16 protein-coding genes and 3 pseudogenes are annotated in these 18,388 nt (G+C 60.3%); all 19 read left to right on the forward strand.

Annotated elements, in window-relative coordinates; translation table 11 throughout:
- The first annotated feature begins 4 nt into the window (after positions 1-4).
- The 19 genes and pseudogenes from B5F35_RS12600 (at position 5) to B5F35_RS12685 (ending at position 17,774) form a co-directional block, all read left to right on the forward strand.
- On the forward strand, positions 5-202 hold the full coding sequence (locus tag B5F35_RS12600) for a hypothetical protein (protein ID WP_087241482.1): 198 nt from the start codon (positions 5-7) through the stop codon (positions 200-202).
- Positions 203-207: 5 nt separating this feature from the next.
- Positions 208-1,872, forward strand: a complete 1,665-nt coding sequence (locus B5F35_RS12605; protein ID WP_087241484.1) for a recombinase family protein — start codon at positions 208-210, stop codon at positions 1,870-1,872.
- A 91-nt stretch (positions 1,873-1,963) separates the two neighbouring features.
- Positions 1,964-2,050 (forward strand): annotated as a pseudogene (locus tag B5F35_RS12610) (Maff2 family mobile element protein); the annotation flags it as partial.
- Between the two features lie 66 nt (positions 2,051-2,116).
- Entirely contained in the window at positions 2,117-2,983 is an 867-nt protein-coding gene (locus B5F35_RS12615) for a VirB6/TrbL-like conjugal transfer protein, CD1112 family (RefSeq protein ID WP_087241486.1), read from the forward strand.
- Positions 2,984-2,995: 12 nt separating this feature from the next.
- Positions 2,996-3,553 carry an MT-A70 family methyltransferase gene (locus B5F35_RS12620; RefSeq protein ID WP_087241488.1) on the forward strand — a complete coding sequence of 186 codons (558 nt, stop codon included), beginning with the start codon at positions 2,996-2,998 and terminating at the stop codon, positions 3,551-3,553.
- 5 nt (positions 3,554-3,558) lie between these two features.
- On the forward strand, positions 3,559-3,981 hold the full coding sequence (locus tag B5F35_RS12625) for a PrgI family protein (RefSeq protein WP_087241490.1): 423 nt from the start codon (positions 3,559-3,561) through the stop codon (positions 3,979-3,981).
- The gene (locus B5F35_RS12630; RefSeq protein ID WP_087241492.1) at positions 3,911-6,352 is read left to right on the forward strand and encodes a VirB4-like conjugal transfer ATPase, CD1110 family; all 2,442 of its coding nucleotides are present in this window, start codon (positions 3,911-3,913) and stop codon (positions 6,350-6,352) included. The genes B5F35_RS12625 and B5F35_RS12630 overlap by 71 nt, the downstream gene beginning before the upstream one ends.
- 8 nt (positions 6,353-6,360) lie before the next feature.
- Complete coding sequence (locus tag B5F35_RS12635) at positions 6,361-7,116, forward strand: BRO family protein (protein WP_442856474.1); 756 nt, start codon at positions 6,361-6,363, stop codon at positions 7,114-7,116.
- Positions 7,117-7,118: 2 nt separating this feature from the next.
- Positions 7,119-7,754: a hypothetical protein gene (locus B5F35_RS12640; RefSeq protein ID WP_087241497.1), complete on the forward strand. Its 636-nt coding sequence runs from the start codon at positions 7,119-7,121 to the stop codon at positions 7,752-7,754.
- Positions 7,742-8,758 (forward strand): DNA cytosine methyltransferase, encoded by a 1,017-nt coding sequence (gene dcm / locus B5F35_RS12645; RefSeq protein ID WP_087241499.1) that lies wholly within the window; start codon positions 7,742-7,744, stop codon positions 8,756-8,758. The genes B5F35_RS12640 and dcm overlap by 13 nt, the downstream gene beginning before the upstream one ends.
- Positions 8,759-10,657, forward strand: coding sequence for a C40 family peptidase (locus tag B5F35_RS12650; RefSeq protein WP_087241501.1), 1,899 nt, complete (start codon positions 8,759-8,761; stop codon positions 10,655-10,657).
- Positions 10,658-10,670: 13 nt separating this feature from the next.
- Positions 10,671-11,120 (forward strand): XF1762 family protein, encoded by a 450-nt coding sequence (locus B5F35_RS12655; protein WP_087241503.1) that lies wholly within the window; start codon positions 10,671-10,673, stop codon positions 11,118-11,120.
- The gene (locus tag B5F35_RS12660) at positions 11,095-11,868 is read left to right on the forward strand and encodes a phosphoadenosine phosphosulfate reductase (protein WP_442856475.1); all 774 of its coding nucleotides are present in this window, start codon (positions 11,095-11,097) and stop codon (positions 11,866-11,868) included. Before B5F35_RS12655 ends, B5F35_RS12660 begins: the two co-directional genes overlap by 26 nt.
- Positions 11,855-12,136 carry a DUF4315 family protein gene (locus B5F35_RS12665; RefSeq protein WP_071430338.1) on the forward strand — a complete coding sequence of 94 codons (282 nt, stop codon included), beginning with the start codon at positions 11,855-11,857 and terminating at the stop codon, positions 12,134-12,136. The genes B5F35_RS12660 and B5F35_RS12665 overlap by 14 nt, the downstream gene beginning before the upstream one ends.
- Positions 12,126-12,638, forward strand: a pseudogene (locus tag B5F35_RS19660) (SH3 domain-containing protein); the annotation flags it as partial. The gene B5F35_RS12665 and the pseudogene B5F35_RS19660, both read left to right, overlap by 11 nt.
- A 114-nt stretch (positions 12,639-12,752) precedes the next feature.
- Positions 12,753-13,292 (forward strand): annotated as a pseudogene (locus B5F35_RS19665) (CD1107 family mobile element protein); the annotation flags it as partial.
- Positions 13,289-15,385 carry a type IA DNA topoisomerase gene (locus B5F35_RS12675; protein ID WP_087241507.1) on the forward strand — a complete coding sequence of 699 codons (2,097 nt, stop codon included), beginning with the start codon at positions 13,289-13,291 and terminating at the stop codon, positions 15,383-15,385. The pseudogene B5F35_RS19665 and the gene B5F35_RS12675, both read left to right, overlap by 4 nt.
- A gap of 190 nt (positions 15,386-15,575) precedes the next feature.
- Positions 15,576-15,902 carry a hypothetical protein gene (locus tag B5F35_RS19260; RefSeq protein WP_242969516.1) on the forward strand — a complete coding sequence of 109 codons (327 nt, stop codon included), beginning with the start codon at positions 15,576-15,578 and terminating at the stop codon, positions 15,900-15,902.
- A 12-nt stretch (positions 15,903-15,914) separates the two neighbouring features.
- On the forward strand, positions 15,915-17,774 hold the full coding sequence (locus B5F35_RS12685) for an antirestriction protein ArdA (protein ID WP_087241511.1): 1,860 nt from the start codon (positions 15,915-15,917) through the stop codon (positions 17,772-17,774).
- Positions 17,775-18,388 lie beyond the last annotated feature (614 nt).

The raw sequence follows: 18,388 nt of genomic DNA on the forward strand, positions 1-18,388 counted from the left end.
GCCTATGGCAAAAAGCAAAACTGAAATCCATGTCACAACGGTATTTGACGGCGAACTGGACGCTACGGACGTTTTCGTGAGCCTGATTGCACAGAAATACAGCCAGAGAAATGATAAAGAATATCTTGCGAAAAAGCAAGATTTAGGATATAATAAAGACAAGGTTCAGAGTGACCGTGTTCCGTCTGGATTGTGCGGGTAACGGTTATGATGAACGGATTTGAATATACAGGCGTAGACGCAATACTGGCAGGCAGCTTCCGGGCGGCTATCTATTGCAGGCTTTCCAAGGACGATGACCTTGACGGGGAGAGCGCCAGTATCGCAAACCAGCGGGCTATGCTGGAAACCTACTGCGAGAAGCAGGGATGGGAGGTTGTTGCAGTCTATCAGGACGATGGCTACACGGGGCTGAACATGGAGCGCCCCGACCTGAAACGAATGTTGAAAGCCATCGAGCGCAGGCAGATAAACCTTGTGGTCACGAAAGACCTGTCCAGACTGGGTAGGAATTACTTGCAGACCGGCTTCCTGATTGAAGATTTCTTCCCCCGCAACGGCGTGCGGTATATCGCCATGAATGACGGTATCGACACCATGCGGGACAACAACGACATTGCGCCGTTCAAGAACATCCTCAACGAGATGTACAGCAAGGACATTTCCAAGAAGGTTCATTCCTCTTATCTGCTGAAAGCGCAGAAAGGCCAGTTTACCGGCTGCCTTGCCCCCTTCGGCTACCGGAAAGACCCGGAGGACAAAAACCATCTGCTGATTGATGAGGAAACGGCCCCCATTGTCCGGCGTCTGTTTGCGTGGGCGCTGGAAGGACACGGCCCCAACTACATCCGGCGCAGGCTGGAAGAAGAAAAAATTCCATGCCCGACCTACTGGAACCGGGTGCGGGGCTTTCGGAACGTGTCAACCAAGTGGGAAAAGAAAGACCCGGTCAACGGGCGGTATATGTGGGACTTCTCCGTGATTAAGGACATCCTGATGAACCCCGTCTACACCGGCGCTATCGCTTCCCAGAAGAAGGAATACCGCTTCAAAATCGGCACCATCGGGGAAAAGAAGCCGGAGGACTGGATTGTGGTGGAGAACCAGCATGAGCCGCTTGTTGACCGCAAGACCTTTGACATCGTGCAGCGCAAGCTGAAATCCCGGCAGCGCCCCCGCCAGACCGGGGAAATCAGCCTGTTTGCGGGGCTTATCAAGTGCGGCGAGTGCGGGAAGTCGCTGACGATCCGCTACACCAACGACAAGCACCCGAAGCAGATTTATTCCTGTAAGACCTACAACGCCTACGGCAAGCAGCACTGTACCCAGCACCGGGTTGAGTACGACACCCTTTACAGCCTTGTGCTGAACAAAATCCGGGAGTGCGCCAGAGCCGCCCTGATGGACGGGGAAGCCGTTGCCGGGAAGCTGACCGACACCTGCGAAGCCGAGCAGAAAGGCCAGCGGGAAGCGTTGGAGCGTTCCCTTACCAAAGACGAGGAACGGATTGACGTTCTGGAAAAGATGGTGCTGCGGCTGTATGAGGACATGGTTGCCGGGCGTATCAGCGAAGCAAACTTCAATCTGCTGATGGAAAAGACGCAGGCAGAACAGGCCGAGTTGAAAGCAAAGGTTGAGGAAGGCCGGAAGAAGCTGGCCGATGAAATCCGGCTTGCGTGTGACGCCCGCCAATGGGTGGAAGCCATTCAGGAATACGCCGACATCACGGAACTGGACGCCGCCACCCTTAACCGCCTGATTAAAGAAATCGTTGTCCATGAGAGCATAGACAGCGAAAAGACAAGACACATTTCTATCGAAATTCATTTCAATCTCAAACCCATCCCGGAGGTGGAGCAGGTCACGGCCTGACCTGCCCCCGCCGGGGCGGTTCTTAAAAACTCCATAGATATTTCTTGACACACCGCCGCCCGCCATCGAGCCGTTTTCCTACACCTATTTGGGGATAAAACAGCTCATGGCGGGCGGCGGCGTTGCCCTGATCGGCCTGACCCTGATCCCCCTGCTGTCCGGCCTGCTCTCCGCCTGATGTCCGCCAGCAGACCCCACGGGAGGCCCCGGCACACGGGGCCTCCCGGAAAGGAGGTGATCCCCGTTGATCTTTGACGCGATACAGGAGTGGTTCCAGGAACTGCTCATCGACGGTATCATTTCAAACCTGACCGGGATGTTTGATACCCTGAATACCAAGGTGGGCGAGATCGCCGGGGAGGTGGGCATGACGCCCTCCGCGTGGAACAGCGGCATTTTCAACATGGTCCGCAGCCTCTCGGAGACCGTGATCGTTCCCATCGCCGGCATCGTCCTCACCTTTGTCATGTGCTATGAGCTCATCCAGCTCATCGTAGAAAAGAACAATCTCCACGATTTCGACACCTGGATTTTCTTCAAGTGGATCTTCAAGACCTTCTGCGCGGTGCTCATCGTCACCAACACCTGGAACATCGTCATGGCGGTGTTCGATGTGGCGCAGAATGTGGTCAGCCAGAGCGCCGGCGTCATCATCTCGGACGCGGGCATCGACATATCCGGCGTGACCGCCGACCTGGAGACCCAGCTCGCGGACTGGAGCATCGGCGCCCTGCTGGGGCTGTGGTTCCAGAGCATCTTTGTGGGGCTGTGTACGCAGATCCTCTCCATCTGCATCTTCCTGGTGATCTACGGAAGGATGATAGAGGTGTATTTGGTGACCTCGATAGGACCCATCCCCTTTGCCACGATGGTGAACCGGGAGTGGGGCAACACGGGGCAGAACTATCTCCGCTCCCTGCTGGCCCTGGGCTTCCAAGCGTTCCTCATTATGATCTGCGTGGGCATCTACGCGGTGCTGGTGGAGGGAATCTCCCTGAGCGGTGACAACATTTCCGGTGCTATCTGGGGGTGCATGGGGTACACGGTGCTCCTGTGCTTCACCCTCTTTAAGACCGGCAGCCTTGCAAAGTCCCTATTTGGAGCGCATTAGAGGGAGGCCGGTATGGAGAAGAAATACAATGTCATTTACGCGGACCCGCCCTGGTCCTACAAGGTATGGAGCAAAAAGGGCGCAGGCCGGAGCGCGGAAAGCCATTATCCCACCATGAGTATAGAGGCCATCAAGGCACTGCCCGTATCCCGGCTTGCGGCCAGGGACTGCGCCCTGTTCCTCTGGATCACCTTCCCCATGCTCCGTGAGGGCTGGGGCGTTATGGACGCCTGGGGCTTCACCTTCAAAACGGTGGCCTTCGTGTGGGTGAAGCAGTGCCGCAAATCGGACAACATCTTCACCGGGATGGGATACTGGACCCGCGCCAATGCGGAAATCTGTCTGCTGGCGACCCGCGGGCACCCGAAACGGGCGGCCAGGGACGTCAAGCAGGTCATCCTCTCCCACATCGCGGAGCACAGCAAAAAGCCGGATGAGGCGCGGCGCCGGATTGAGGCCCTGATGGGGGACGTCCCCCGGATCGAGCTGTTCGCCCGGCAGGCGACCCCCGGCTGGGATGTATGGGGAAATGAAGTAGCAAGCGACATCCAGCTTGCGGAAAGGAGCTGATTTTATTGGCCTATGTAACGATCCCGAAGGACCTGAGCAAGGTACAGAGCAAAGTCCTGTTCGGGCTGACCAAACGGCAGGTGATATGTTTCGGGGCGGCAGCAATTATCGGCGTGCCGCTTTTCTTTTTGACCAAGGAGGCGCTGGGCACCACCACGGCGGCCCTGTGCATGATCCTGGTGATGCTGCCCTTCTTCCTGTTCGCCATGTATGAGAAGAACGGGCAGCCCCTGGAGGTGTTCCTGGGACACCTCATTGAGAATAAATTTATCCGCCCAAAGACGCGGATCTACCAGACCAACAACCTGTACTCCGCCCTGGCGCGGCAGTACGAATTGGAACAGGAGGTGAGAACGATTGCAGGCAAAAACGGCAAGACCCGCAAAACCGGCAGGGGCAAGGCGCAAGCTGACCCGCGCCGAGCGTAAGCAGATCGAGGCGGTGGTCCGGCAGGCCAAGGGGGACGGGAAAGCCCATACGGTGCAGGACAGCATCCCCTTCCGCAATATGTTCCCCGATGGCCTGTGCCGGCTGGATGGCGGAGCCTTCTCCAAGACCATCGCCTATGAGGATGTGAATTACCGCCTGGCGGGACCGGAGGATCAGCGGAGCATCTTTGAAAGCCTCTGCGACTTCTATAACGGCTATGACCCCACCATTGGGGTGCAAATGACACTTAGCAGCCGGTATGTGGAGCATGGACCGGAGGAGGATCTGTTCGGCATCCGTCCCCAGGGCGATGACCTTGACCCCATCCGGGAGGACGCAGCCGGGATACTCCGTTTCCAGTATGAGCGGGGCAGCAACGGCTATGTGAAAACCAAGTATGTCACCCTGACCATCGAGGCGGAGAACCTGGCGGCGGCGCGGGCTCGGTTTGCCCGTATTGAGACCGACACCCTCAACCGCTTCAAGGTCATGGGGGCCGCCGCCCATGTGCTGGACGGGAAGGAGCGGCTGGAGCTGCTTCACGGCATCCTCCACCCGGCAGACGGCCGCCGTCCGGAGGGCGGGAAGTTCGCCTTCGATTGGGACTGGCTGGCGCCCAGCGGCCTTTCGGTCAAGGACTTCATCGCCCCGTCCTCCTTCCACTTCGGGGAGACCCGCACCTTCCGCATTGGGGAGATGTACGGCGCGGTGAGCTTTTTGCAGATCACCGCCCCGGAGATCCACGACCGCATCCTGGCGGAGTTCATGGAGACCGAGGGCAATATCCTGGTGACCATGCACATCCGGGGCATCAACCAGAACGAGGCCATCAAGATGGTCAAGCGGAAGATCACCGACCTGGACGCCATGAAGATTGCGGAGCAGAAGCGGGCGGTACGAAGCGGCTACGACATGGACATCCTCCCCAGCGACCTTGCCACCTACGGCGGCGCGGCAAAGACCATCCTCCAGGACCTGCAAAGCAGGAATGAGCGAATGTTCAATCTGACCTTCCTGGTCATGCACATGGCGGAGACCAAGCAGAAGCTGGAGATTGCCGTGTCCCAGGCGGCCAGCGTGGCGCAGACCTACAACTGCCTCCTCACCCGGCTGGACTTCCAGCAGGAGGACGGACTGATGAGCAGCCTTCCCCTGGGGCTCAACCGTATCAAAATCGAGCGGAGCCTCACCACTTCGGCGCTGGCGGTGTTCGTCCCCTTCGTCACCCAGGAGCTGTTTATGGGCGGGGACGCCATGTACTACGGCCTCAACGCTTTGAGTAACAACATGATCCTTCTGGACCGCAAACAGTCCAGAAGCCCCAACGGGCTGGTGTTCGGCACGCCGGGCAGCGGCAAGTCCATGAGCTGCAAGCGGGAGATCACTTTCATCATCCTGACCACCAAAGATAATGTCATCATCTGCGACCCGGAGGACGAATATTCGCCCCTGGTGAAGCGGCTGGGCGGGCAGGTGATCCGGCTGTCCCCGTCCAGCACCGACTATGTGAACCCCCTGGACATCAACCTGAACTACTCGGACGAGGAGAACCCCCTGGCACTGAAAAGTGATTTTGTCCTGTCCTTCTGCGAGCTCATCATGGGCAGCAAGACCGGGCTGGAAGCCATCGAGAAAACCGTCATCGACCGGGCGGTGCAGAAGATCTACCAGCCCTACTTTGCCGACCCCCGGCCGGAGAATATGCCCATCCTGGGCGACCTGATGGAGGCGCTGCTGGCGCAGGGCATCCCGGAGGCCGACCGGGTGGCCCAGGCGCTGGATCTGTATGTGAACGGTTCGCTGAACTTCTTTAATCACCGCACTACCGTGGACATCCGCAACCGGCTGGTCTGCTTTGACATCAAGGGTCTGGGCAAAAACCTGAAAAAGCCGGGGATGCTCATTGTCCAGGATGCGGTGTGGAACACCGTCACCATCAACCGGGCCATTGGGCGCTCCACCTGGTATTTCGTGGACGAGTTCCACCTCCTGCTGAAGGAGGAGCAGACGGCGGCCTATTCGGCGGAGATCTGGAAACGGTTTAGAAAATGGGGCGGGGTGCCCACCGGGGCCACCCAAAACCCCAAGGACTTACTCTCCTCCCCGGAGATCGAGAACATCCTGGAAAACAGCGATTTCATCTATATGCTCAACCAGGCCGCCGGCGACCGCAAGATTTTGGCGGAGCGGCTGGGCATTTCGGCGGAACAGCTTGCCTATGTGACCAATTCCGAGCCGGGCCATGGGCTGCTGTTCTTCAACAATGTGATCCTGCCCTTTGCGGACGACTTCCCAAAGGACACGGAGCTTTATAAGCTGCTTACCACCAAGCCCAGCGAGGTGGAGCACGCGGCGGAAACGGAGGCGTGAATATGAACATGGAGATAATCAGAAACAGTGAATTTGGCAGTATCCGCGTGATCGAGGAGGACGGGAAATACCTGTTCTGCGGTTCGGATGTGGCAAAGGCCCTGGGGTACAGCAATCCCCGAAAGGCTGTCCGTGACCATGCGAGGGGTGGAACGAAACGTTCCATCCCCACCGCAAGCGGTGACCAGACAATGACCTTCCTCCCGGAGGGCGACGTCTACCGCCTGATCGTTCATAGCCGGCTGCCCGGCGCGGAGCGGTTTGAGAAATGGGTGTTCGATGAGGTGCTTCCCACGATCCGCAGGACCGGGGGCTACATGACGCCCTCCCTGCTGGAGGAGGCGGCCAGGCACCCGGAGATCCTTCTCTCCTTTGCGGACCAGCTCCTGGCGGAGCATGAGAAGAACCGCCGCCTTACCGGGGAGGTGGAACGGCTGCGGCCGAAAGCGGATTTTTACGACGCCTTTGTGCGCCCCGGCAACTGCACCAATATCCGGGCCACAGCCAAGGAGCTGGGCGTGGGCGAGCGCGACTTCTGCCGCTTCCTGATGGAGGAGGGCTTCCTCTACCGCTGCCCGGCCGGATACCTTCTGCCCTACGCCAAGCCCTCCAATAAGGGGCTGTTCCAGGTGAAGGACTTCTGGAAGTACGGGCATTTCCGCCAGCAGACCCTTATCACGCCCCAGAGGAAGGACCTCCTGCGGATGATGCTCTGCGGCGGGCAGATGTGCATGGAGTTTGATTTTTGTGAAAGCGAGGCGTGACTATGAAAAACAAGATTTACATTATCGAGGGCAAGACCTATCTGAACCACATCAACGATGAGGTCCATCTGTATGGCCTTCTCCATCAGCTTGCCTTCCTGGCGGGCCGGATCAAGGACGAGGAGGATGTGTTCCATGTGCTGGACACGGCGAAGCGGTACGGTGAGATCGCCGAGGAGAAGTTCCAGGGCTGGGGTATCCCCGGCCGCTACCTGGTGTTCGGCGATCCCAAGGACCTGAAGGACCTTATGGCAAAGGAGCTGGCGGAGGCCACCCCGGTGCCCGTGGAGGAGCCGAAGCCCAAGAAGTATAAGGATGAGTACATCATCCCCGGCTATGGCTTCCGTATGCTGGTGGGCGACATCCACAACCTGATCGTCCTCTACTATTCGCTGGCCCGCCGCCTGTCGGAGGCGGAGACGGAGAAGGACTTCCTCCGCCTGAAGAAAAAGGCCGGCGGCTATGAGAAGGTGCTGAAAAAGCTCTTCCGCAGCCTGGGCCTCCCGGAGGACAGCAACGCCGCCCAGGACGTCCTGGAGGAGTCCATCATTCGCCGCCATAACCTGGTCCGCCTGGAGGATGTGGAGGAGCCCCAGGACGAGGGAGACCTTGAAGGGGACGAGGTATGGAGCGACTGACCCATGTCAGCCTGTTCTCCGGCATCGGCGGTCTGGACCTGGCGGCGGAGGCGGCCGGGTTCGAGACCGTCTGCCAGTGTGAATGGGCGGACTACCCCTATTCCGTCCTGGAGCGGCACTGGCCGGACGTGCCGAAGTTCCGGGACATCACCACATTCACGAAGGAGGCGTTTTTTGAGAAAACAGGACTTGAAACAGTCACCATCATCTCCGGCGGCTTCCCCTGCCAGCCCTTCTCCACCGCGGGAAAGCGGAAGGGCTTTGCGGATGAACGCTACCTGTGGCCGGAAATGTGCAGAGTTATTACCGAGCTGCGGCCCCGTTGGGTGCTTGGGGAAAATGTTGCTGGCTTCATCAATATGGGGCTCGACAAAACGATTTTTGACCTGGCAAAAGCGGGATACGCTGTTCTCCCATTCGTATTTCCGGCTTGCGGCGTCGGCGCGTGGCATGAGCGCCAGCGAACTTTTATCGTCGCGGCTGATGTTTCCCACGCCCCTTGCCTCCGACAAATCCACCTGCAGGGACGCGGCAAACCTGGATGTGTACCTGTCGGACAATGGGATCTTCCGCAAGCGGAACAGGGACGGGACGATCTGGAGCCTGAGCCTTTCGGCGGCGGTGTTCTACCTGACGCCGGCGGCGTCGGAGGGCTACCGCTCCACCCTGAAACCCACGGCCTTCCAGGGCAAGTCCCCGTCCAGCAACCTGTCGGCCCAGGTGATCCACCAGGAGCAGCCCCTGTCGGAGAAGGCGGCACTGAACCCGGATTGGGTGGAATGGCTCATGGGCTTCCCGAAAGGATGGACGGTCGTATCCTCTGGCGAGAGGAACCCGCAGATGTCCCCCGCATAACTGATGACACGAAGGACCGGGCCCTGCGCCTGAAAACCCTGGGCAACGCAGTCTGCCCGTCCCAGGCCTATCCCATTTTTCACTATATCGCGGCGATTGAGACCGGGGCGTGCGCCAGCATCTGCCCCTATGGAGGAGGTGACGGATAAATGCAGGAATGGAAAGCCTCCGAGAAGGAGGCCCAGAAGATGACCCGTGACGGGGCCATTTCGGTGAACCTGGTGACCGGCGAGGCCACCCACATTTCGGACCGCCCCCAGGAACAGGACTATTCCTCTGCTGATGAAACGGCGGGGACATTGAGCCGGGCGGTGGACGAGGTGGAGGGCCATGTGGAACGGCGCCAGGCGAAAAAAGCGCGGCGCAAGCGGCGCGACACCTTCCGGGAGGGTGAGGCGGCCAGGGACCGCCCTTCCTCCCGTTTGCAGTTTTCGGAGGCAGACCGGGCGGCGCCGGAGCTAAAAAAAGCTGTCCGCAAGTCGGACAAGGCGGCGGATAAGCTGGACGCGGCAAAGGCCGCCGTCCCCGTGAAGCCTCCCGGTAAGGAGCATGGCAACCCCTTATCCCGGCCGGTGCAGGAGGTGAAGTCCACCCTCCACAGCGAAGTGAGCAAGGTGGAGGGTGAAAATTCCGGCGTCCAGGCCGGCCACCTGGGGGAGCGGCAGATCGAGAAGGCCGTGGGCTATGGCGGCCGGCGTATCCATCAGGCACGCACGGACCGGAAACTGAAACCCTGGCGGGATGTGAAACAGGCGGAGCAGGCAACGGTGAAATCCAATGCCGATTTCTACTGGCGGAAGTCCGTCATGGAAAATCCCCAGCTTGCGTCCAGTAACCCCATCTCCCGCCTGTGGCAGAAGAAACGGCTGCAAAAACAGTACGCCGCCGCCCACCGGGCAGGAACCGGCGCAGCCCAGGCCGCGGGCAAGGCGTCCCAGACCGCCGCCTCCGCAGCGAAGAAGGGCGGCGGGACCATCGCCCAGAAGCTGGGCGGCTTCGTCACCAAGAACAAACACACCCTCCTCATTGTGGGCGGGATTGGCTTGATCCTCATGCTCATCATGGGGCTGATGCAGTCCTGCACCTCCATGTTCGGGGGCGGGACTTCCGGCCTGGTGGCCTCCTCCTATCTTTCGGAGGACGCGGACCTGACCGGGGCCGAGGCCGCCTACTGCGAGATGGAGGCGGAGCTGCAAGAATATCTGAACACCTACGAGGCCACCCACGACTACGACGAGTACCACTTTGACCTGGACGAGATCGAGCATGACCCCTATGTGCTGCTGTCCATCCTGTCGGCGCTTCACGAGGGGGTGTTCACCCTGGACGAGGTGCAAGGGGATCTGGAAATGCTCTTTGACAAGCAGTACATCCTCACCGAGACCGTGACCACTGAAACACGGTATCGGACAGAAACGAGGACGGACAGCGAGGGCAACGAGTACGAGGTAGAGGTTCCCTACACCTGGTACATCTGCACCGTCACGCTGGAGAATTTCGACCTCTCCCATGTGCCGGTCTATATCATGGGCGAGGACCAGCTCTCCATGTACGCCGTGTATATGTCCACCCTGGGCAACCGACCGGACCTGTTCCCGTCCTCCGGGTATGTGGGCAAGTACATTGAGAACCCGCCCACGGCCTGGGACATTCCCGCCGAGTACCTGACGGATGAGCGGTTCGCCACCCTCATCACCGAGGCGGAGAAATACCTGGGATACCCTTATGTCTGGGGCGGGAGCAGCCCGGAGACCTCCTTTGACTGTTCCGGCTTCGTCAGCTATGTGCTGACCAATACCGGCCTGTGCAACACCGGGCGGCTGGGCGCCCAGGGGCTCTATAACATCTCCACGCCGGTCTCCGACCCCCAGCCGGGCGACCTGGTGTTTTTCGTGGGGACCTACGACACCCCAGGTGTTTCCCATGTGGGCATTTATGTGGGTGACAATATGATGCTGCACTGTGGAGATCCAATTTCCTACACCAATTTGAACACCAGCTACTGGCAATCCCATTTCTATGCCTACGGCCGGCCGCCGTACAACTGATGGGAGGTGTTCCATGCTATCTTTATGTCCGGTATCCCTGGCCGAGGCCAACGCTTTTGTCGCAGAGCACCACCGCCACCATAAGCCGGTGCGGGGGCACAAGTTTTCCCTGGGCTGTATGGTGAATGGACAGCTTGTGGGCGTCGCTATCGTGGGGCGGCCTGTCAGCCGGTATTTGGATGACGGGCTGACCCTCGAAGTAAACCGGCTGTGTACGGATGGGACGCAAAATGCTTGCAGTTTCCTCTACGGCGCGGCGGCGCGGGCAGCCAGGACCATGGGATACCGAAAAATCATCACTTACATTTTGGATACGGAGAATGGCGTGAGCCTCCGGGCGGCGGGCTGGAAATGCGCCGGCCTGGCCGGAGGCAGGATGTGGACCGGAAAACGCCGCCCTTCTGAACCTCTGTATCCCGCACAAATGAAATACCGATATGAAAAAGAATGGAACGGGAGGTGAAACACACATCAATATGGTTTCCTACGGGGGCGGTGTCAACAGCACCGCCCTTTTGATCGGCCTGCACCAGCACCGCATCCCGGTGGACCTGATCCTCTTTGCGGATACGGGGGCAGAGCATCCCCACACCTACGCCTATCTGGAGGTGATGGATGACTGGCTGAAGGACCACGGGATGCCGCCCATTACCAGAGTGTATAAGACCACCCGTGACGGGAAACGGCTGACGTTGGAGGATGAATGTCTGCAAAGTTGCAGCCTACCGTCCATCGCCTACGGCTTCAAACGGTGTTCCCTGAAACACAAGATCGGGCCGCAGGAAAAGTTCTGCAACCATTATCCGCCGTGTCAGAAGGTGTGGGCGGCGGGCAAACGGGTGGTCAAGTTCATCGGCTACGACGCAGGCGAGGGCTACCGCAGCGACAAGGTGCTGCTGGGAGACCTGGCCGACCGAAAATACAGCAAGTGGTATCCCCTGATGGAATGGGGATGGGACCGGGCAGCGTGTATGCAGGCCATTGAAAATGCGGGTCTGCCCCAGCCGGGCAAATCCTCCTGCTTCTTCTGCCCCAGCATGAGGGCGGAGGAGATCATCCACCTGCGGGACCACCACCCGGACCTGTTCCGAAGGGCCATCGCCCTGGAGGACAACGCCCGCCCCAATTTGAAAACGGTCCAGGGCCTGGGCCGTAACTATTCATGGAAAGAACGATATGGAAAGGAGTTTTGCACACATGGCAACTGTTGAGAAGATCCGCCGTGACATTGAAAAGACCAAGGAGAAGATCTCCGAGCAGCAGAAGCGCCTCCGCGCCCTGGAGGCCCAGCTCACCGAGGAGGAGAACCTGGAGATCGTCCGCATGGTCAAGGCGGTGAAGATGGACAACCGGGAACTGACGGCCTTCCTGAAGGCCTACGCCAGCGGCCTCATCACCCTGCCGGAGGGCATGATGGAGGCGGAGGCCGCGGCGGACCCCGGCGAGAATGAGATGGAGGATACCGAGTATGAAGAATAAGAAGATCATCCGCCTGTTTACGGCGGCCCTGGCCGTGGCGCTCTGTGCCACGGCCTTTGCTGTCCCCGCTTTCGCCGGCGGTGGGGAGGGCGAACCCTACTACACCGAAACTGCCGGGACGGAGGCGGACCCTGCGGAGGACGCCGAGGCCCCGGAGGTCACTATCACTGATGAGGAAGATCCCGCCGGCGATGATAGCGCGGACAATAACACAGAGGATGAAGGGGACGCCCTGGACCAGATCAGCGAGCTGCTGGGCGGCCTGGGGACTGTGACTGTCACCGAGGACGGTATCCTGTTCACCCCTGACACGGAGAAATGGGAAACCCAGCAGACCGGCACCGTGACCACCTGCGGCGGCAACCTGAATGTCCGCACCGGCGCTGGGCTGGATAACGACGCCTTCACCCAGCTTCCCGATGGGGCGCAGGTAGAAGTCATCGGCACCGAGGGCGAATGGGTCAAGGTGCTTCTGCCGGAGCGGGAGGGCTATGTTCATTCCGACTACCTGACCATCACGGACACGGGCAGCTTCTCCCTCTCCCTGGACGGGACGGACCTCTCCGCCCTGCTGGAGCTGTTCGCCTCCGGCCTCTCCGGGGGCGGAGGGGCAGCCCTGACCCCGGATGGGAACCTGTCCCTCATTGACGACCTGGGCGGGACATCCTCCGGTAAACAGTTCATCACGGTGGAGACCAAGGGCGGCAACGTGTTCTATCTCATCATCGACCGGGATAACGAGGGGGCGCAGACCGTCCACTTCCTGAACCAGGTGGACGAGGCGGACCTCCTGGCACTGATGGAGGATGGCGAGGCCCAGGAGGCGCCGGCGGTCTGCACCTGTACGGAGAAATGCCAGGCCGGGGCGGTGAACACCTCCTGCGAGGTGTGCGCGGTGAATATGGCCGAGTGCGCCGGCGCGGAGCCGGAGCCGGAACCCGAACCGGAGCCGGAGGCGGAGAAGTCCGGGGGCATGGGCGCCCTGGCGCTGGTGGTGCTGGGCGGCGGCGGAGCCTTCGCCTATATCAAGTTTATCCGTCCCAAGCAGGCGTCCAAGGTCAGCGCAGACCCGGACGACTATGATTTTGCGGATGAGGAGGAGTATATCAACGAGGACGAACCGGAACCGGAGGAAGAAATGGAGGATACGAAATGAAGCTGGTGATCTGTGAGAAACCGAGTGTTGCAAAAGCTGTCGCGTCGGCCCTGGGTGTCACATCCAGGGCCGATGGCTGTTTTGAGGGAAATGGGCTCATCGTTTCCTGGTGCGTGGGACATCTGGTGTCCCCGATGGATGCGGCCGGGTACGACCCCGGCTATAAGAAGTGGAAGTATGATGACCTTCCCATCCTGCCGGAGCCCTTCCGCTATGTGCTGGCGAAGGGCAAGGAGGACGCCTTCCAGAACTTGAGGCACCTCATGGAGCGAGAGGACGTCACCGAGCTGGTCAACGCCTGCGACGCCGGGCGGGAGGGCGAGCTCATCTTCCGGCTGGTCTATGAGATGGCGGGCTGCCAAAAGCCCTTCTCCCGTCTGTGGATCTCTTCCATGGAGGACGCGGCGATCCGGGAGGGCTTCCAGGACCTGCGCCTCGGCGCGGAGTATGACCCGCTGTACCAGTCCGCCCTCTGCCGCCAGAAAGCAGACTGGCTCATTGGGATCAACGCCACAAGACTTTTTTCTGTCCTCTACCACCGCACCCTGAATGTGGGGCGGGTGCAGACCCCCACCCTTGCCATGCTGGTGGACCGGGACAGCAAAATCACAATGTTCCGCAAAGAGAAATACCACCATGTGCGCCTGACCCTGGGCGGGGCCGAGGCGGTGTCGGAGAAGATCGCCGCCCCGGAGGAGGCGGAGGCCCTGAGGGCGGCCTGTGCCGGCGCGGAGGCAGTCTGCGCTTCCGTCACCCGTGAACAGAAGAAAGAGGCACCGCCCAGGCTCTACGACCTGACCACCTTGCAGCGGGAGGCAAACCGGGTGTTCGGTTACACGGCGAAACAGACGCTGGACTACGCACAATCCCTCTATGAGAAAAAGCTGCTGACCTATCCCCGGACGGACAGCCGGTTTTTGACCGCCGACATGGCGGAGACCGCTTCGGTGGTCCTCCACCTGGCGGCCAAGGTACCGCCCTTTGACGGGTGCGGGGAGTTCTTCCCGGATGTGTCCTTGCTGGTAAATGACAAGAAGGTGTCCGACCACCACGCCATCATCCCCACGCTGGAGCTGGAGAAGGCGGACCTGTCCGAACTGCCCGTGGGTGAGCGCAATATCCTTCTGCTGGTGTGCCGGGAGCTGCTGTGCGCGGTTGCGGAGCCCTATGTGTACGAGGCGGTGACGGCGACCTTTACCTGCGGCGGGCAGACCTTCACCGCCAAGGGGCGGCGCATCCTCTCCGAGGGCTGGCGTGAGATCGACCACATTTTCCGCGCTTCCCTGAAGGAGCAGCCGGAGGGCGAGGCGGAACCCGCCGCTCTGCCGGACTTCACCGAGGGTCAACTTTTTGACCAGGTGGAGGCCGCTGTCACCGAACACTTCACCGCCCCGCCCAAGGCGTACACGGAGGACACCCTCCTGGCGGCGATGGAGACTGCCGGGAAAGAGGAGATGCCGGAGGACGCCGAGCGCAAGGGCCTGGGCACCCCGGCCACCAGGGCGGCGATCCTGGAGAAGCTGGTGGCGGCCGGGTTTGTGGAGCGCAAAGGGAAAAGTCTCATCCCTACCAAGGCGGGGATCAACCTGGTCACCGTCCTGCCGGATACTTTGACCTCTCCCATGCTCACGGCGGAGTGGGAGCAGAAGCTGACCGCCATCGCCAGGGGTGAGGGCGATCCCGCCGCTTTCATGGCGGGGATCTCTGACATGGCGCGGGAACTGGTGAAAACCTATTCCCACATCTCCGAGGAGGGCCAGAAGCTGTTTGCCCCGGAGCGGGAGGCCGTGGGCCTCTGTCCCCGCTGCGGCAAGCCGGTCTATGAGGGCAGGAAGAACTTTTACTGCTCCGACCGCTCCTGCCGCTTCGTGCTGTGGAAGGACGACCGCTTCTGGACCTCCCGCAAGAAGGAGCTGACAAAGAAGATGGTCGCCGACCTTTTGAAGAAGGGTCGCACCTCCGTCAAGGGGATGTGGTCTGAAAAGAAGGGCGCCGCCTATGACGCGGTGGTGGTGCTGGACGATACCAGCGAGAAGTATGTCCGCTTCAAATTGGAGTTCCCCAAACGGAAGGAGGGCGTGAATGGCAGATAAAGCAATCCCGGATATTTCCCTGGGCGGCGCTGAACAGAACATGAGCCGGTAGGAGCTGGCGGCGGTAGCGAAAGCCGTTGCCGCCCTATCCCAGGAGGACCGGGACCTTCTGGCTGCTGTCCAGGAGTCCCCCTATCGGCTGACCACGGCGGAGCAGTTCCTGGAATTTGAGAAAAATGTGGACTGCTTCGTGCTGGAGCCCCATGTTCGGACCCTGGAGGACCTGGGCTGGGAGTACCTGGAGGAGAAACTGACCATCGGCCTGACGGACGACCTCCGGGCCGCCATTGACCCCGCCCCCTTCGGCCGGCGCGCCCTGGAGGAGGACCGGGGGTGCTTCACCAGCCGGGGGTATCTGTTCCCCACGGATGACCCATGGCAGCACGACCGCCCCCAGGCGAAGCAGGCGGACCGCAAGCCCTCCATCAGGGAGCGGCTGGAACAGAGCAAACAGGAGTGCAGGAACAAAAATAAGGCCCAGGCGCCCCGCAAGGGGAAGTCTGAGCCGGAGCTGTAAGGAGGTGCGTATATGCCCCATTATGAATATGACAAGGATTATCCCTTTGCCGCCTTCATCACCAACCTGGGCAAGTACAACGAGGGCGACCTGGTGGGCGAATGGGTGAAGTTCCCCACCACGCCAGAGGAGATGCAGAAGGTGTTTGAACGGATCGGCATTGGGCAGAAGGATGACTTCGGCCAGCCCTATGAGGAGTGGTTCATCACTGACTATGACTGCTATGTGGACGGCCTCTACGACAAGCTGGGCGAGTATGAGAGCCTAGATGAGCTCAACTACCTGGCCTCCAAGCTGGACGAGATGAGCCAGGGCGAGTACGAACAGTTCCAGGCGGCGATGGAGATCGGCGACCATTCGGGCAGCTTGCAGGAGATCATCAACCTGACCGAGAACCTGGACTGCTACGACATTTACCCCGACATCCACGACCACGACGACCTGGGCCGGTATTACATCGAGGAGCTGGACGCCATGCAGGTGCCGGAGCACCTGCGGAACTACATCGACTATGAGGCCTACGGCCGGGACGTCGCCCTGGAGGAGGGCGGCGAGTTTACCGACCTGGGGTATGTGCGGGATACCGGGAGCAGCTTCCATGAGTATTACGACGGGGAGCATGGCAGTATCCCGGAGGAATACCGGGTGATGACCTTCCAGGACGCGGAGGAACTGACCGAGGACGAAAAATCCGAGTGGGCGATGGACATCGCCTACGATATGGACGAGTTCTTCCGTCAGCACGACCCGCAGTACGCCGCCGAGCACCCGGAGGAGCACGCGGCGAAAGAAGAAATCTATGAAAACCTGATGGCCGGCCGCATTTCCGCCCTGGATGAGAAGCTGGCCGCCCTGGGGCAGACCCAGGAGGACTACCTGCCTTCGGAGATTGAGAAGTTCAAGGACGCCACCGGGTATGAGGAATTTCTTGACTTTGATCCGGCTGTAATCAAAGCGGCATTGGAGGACCCGGACAAGTCCCATGTGGACGAGATGCTGGCCTTTGCGGAGCAGGCGGGCCGGGAGTATGAGGCGGAGCTGTCCGGGCAGACCCCGGCGCCCTCCCCGGATGACCGGGAGACCGGCGAAACGGTACGGACCCCCAGGGGGACCTTCTATGTGACGGATATGAGCCGGGAGCAGATGGAGGCGGCTGGGTACGGCTTCCACCATCAGTCTGACGATGGGAAGTACCTCATCATGGGCAACGGTTCCCGCGCCTTTGCTATCCGCAGCAAGGAGGCCCAGGAGCACACCGCCCCGGAGAAGATGACCGTCCTGGTGGTGGAGTCCATGAAGGAGCCCTATGTGAAGGAGATCGACCCCGGCCTCCATTCGTTACAGGCGGAAGTGGGCGGCGACATTGCCACCGCCTATCCCTTCTCCGACCCGGTGGGGCTGGTCTGCAACGATGAGGGCAAGCTCATCGGCCTGGAGCTGAACCGGGGCCTGCGGGATGAGCATGGAGAGATTTACGACATCATGGCCGGCACTTTCCTGGTGGTGGGGCTGAGTGAGGACAGCTTCACCTCCCTGACCCCGGAGCAGGTGCAGAAGTACACGGAGCACTTCAAGCAGCCGGAGCAGTTCATCAGCCTGAACGGGCAGATCATCGCCCTGCCAGCGGAGCCGGAGAACCCGCTCCGCACCGCCGAGATGACCCTGGAGGACGACTACGGGATGATCGACGGGGTGCTGAACAACGGCCGCAAAGGTGAGGAGCAGGAGAAGGCCCAGGGCGAAGCGCATAGGGGCGCCCCGGAGAAGCGCCCTTCCATCCGGGAGCGGCTGGCGGAGGCCAAACGGGAGTGCGGCGAGCGCAAGCCCCCGGACAGGGCCCAGCAGAAGAAGCCCCCGGAGCATGACCTGTGAGCCGGAGCAAGAAGTGGCGGCTGGAATGGTCCTTCTTCCTCGGGGAGAACGGCCGCCGCAGGTACAACAAGATTTGCAAGGGCTGTGTCCATCCCTGCAAGCAGAGCTTCCGGGCGGTTCTTATCTCCTGCCCTCATTACCAGTCCGCACGCTCAAAAAAGTGCGGGAATAGGGGTTGAAAACGGGCTGAAAAATCGCCTGTGGCGGCTTTTCCGGGAGCCGCCCTTATGATTTCCCATGTAGTCCTCACCCTCCGATTTAAGGGGTGCAAAGAGACTGTTTTGAACACTTTTCCATAACAAAGCGGGAGCGCCGCCTTCGGTTTAGGCCGAGGGTGACGCTCCCGCTTCTTTTTTTGTTCTCTTTTTTCTCTTTCAATCAGGATCGGACGGGAAGGATATTCGCCGTAGTAGGCGCTGTGGGAATGTGCGTAAACGGTCATGCTTGCGGAACTGTGGGAAACGATGTTTGCGGGCTGTGGGAAAGCCGGCGGCTTTTCCATCGGGACGTGAATATCTGTTTTCCATCGGCGGAGCGGCCGTTTTCCACATTTCCATAGTGCAAAATCGCAGGAAGGCATCAATGGTGCATTGCTTTTTCACGCGGGATAAGGT

It is taken from the genome of Anaeromassilibacillus sp. An200, from assembly GCF_002160025.1.
GTDB classification, from domain to species: Bacteria; Bacillota; Clostridia; order Oscillospirales; family Acutalibacteraceae; genus Caccousia; species Caccousia stercoris.

Bases quoted from the DNA above. Each gene is read 5' to 3' on its own strand.
- B5F35_RS12635 (WP_442856474.1), top strand. From the start codon at position 6,361: ATGGAGATAATCAGAAACAGTGAATTTGGCAGTATCCGCGTGATCGAG.
- B5F35_RS12640 (WP_087241497.1), top strand. From the start codon at position 7,119: ATGAAAAACAAGATTTACATTATCGAGGGCAAGACCTATCTGAACCAC.
- B5F35_RS12675 (WP_087241507.1), top strand. From the start codon at position 13,289: ATGAAGCTGGTGATCTGTGAGAAACCGAGTGTTGCAAAAGCTGTCGCG.
- B5F35_RS12650 (WP_087241501.1), top strand. From the start codon at position 8,759: ATGCAGGAATGGAAAGCCTCCGAGAAGGAGGCCCAGAAGATGACCCGT.
- B5F35_RS12620 (WP_087241488.1), top strand. From the start codon at position 2,996: ATGGAGAAGAAATACAATGTCATTTACGCGGACCCGCCCTGGTCCTAC.
- B5F35_RS12655 (WP_087241503.1), top strand. From the start codon at position 10,671: ATGCTATCTTTATGTCCGGTATCCCTGGCCGAGGCCAACGCTTTTGTC.
- B5F35_RS12660 (WP_442856475.1), top strand. From the start codon at position 11,095: ATGAAAAAGAATGGAACGGGAGGTGAAACACACATCAATATGGTTTCC.
- dcm (WP_087241499.1), top strand. From the start codon at position 7,742: ATGGAGCGACTGACCCATGTCAGCCTGTTCTCCGGCATCGGCGGTCTG.
- B5F35_RS12605 (WP_087241484.1), top strand. From the start codon at position 208: ATGATGAACGGATTTGAATATACAGGCGTAGACGCAATACTGGCAGGC.
- B5F35_RS12665 (WP_071430338.1), top strand. From the start codon at position 11,855: ATGGCAACTGTTGAGAAGATCCGCCGTGACATTGAAAAGACCAAGGAG.
- B5F35_RS12600 (WP_087241482.1), top strand. From the start codon at position 5: ATGGCAAAAAGCAAAACTGAAATCCATGTCACAACGGTATTTGACGGC.
- B5F35_RS12685 (WP_087241511.1), top strand. From the start codon at position 15,915: ATGCCCCATTATGAATATGACAAGGATTATCCCTTTGCCGCCTTCATC.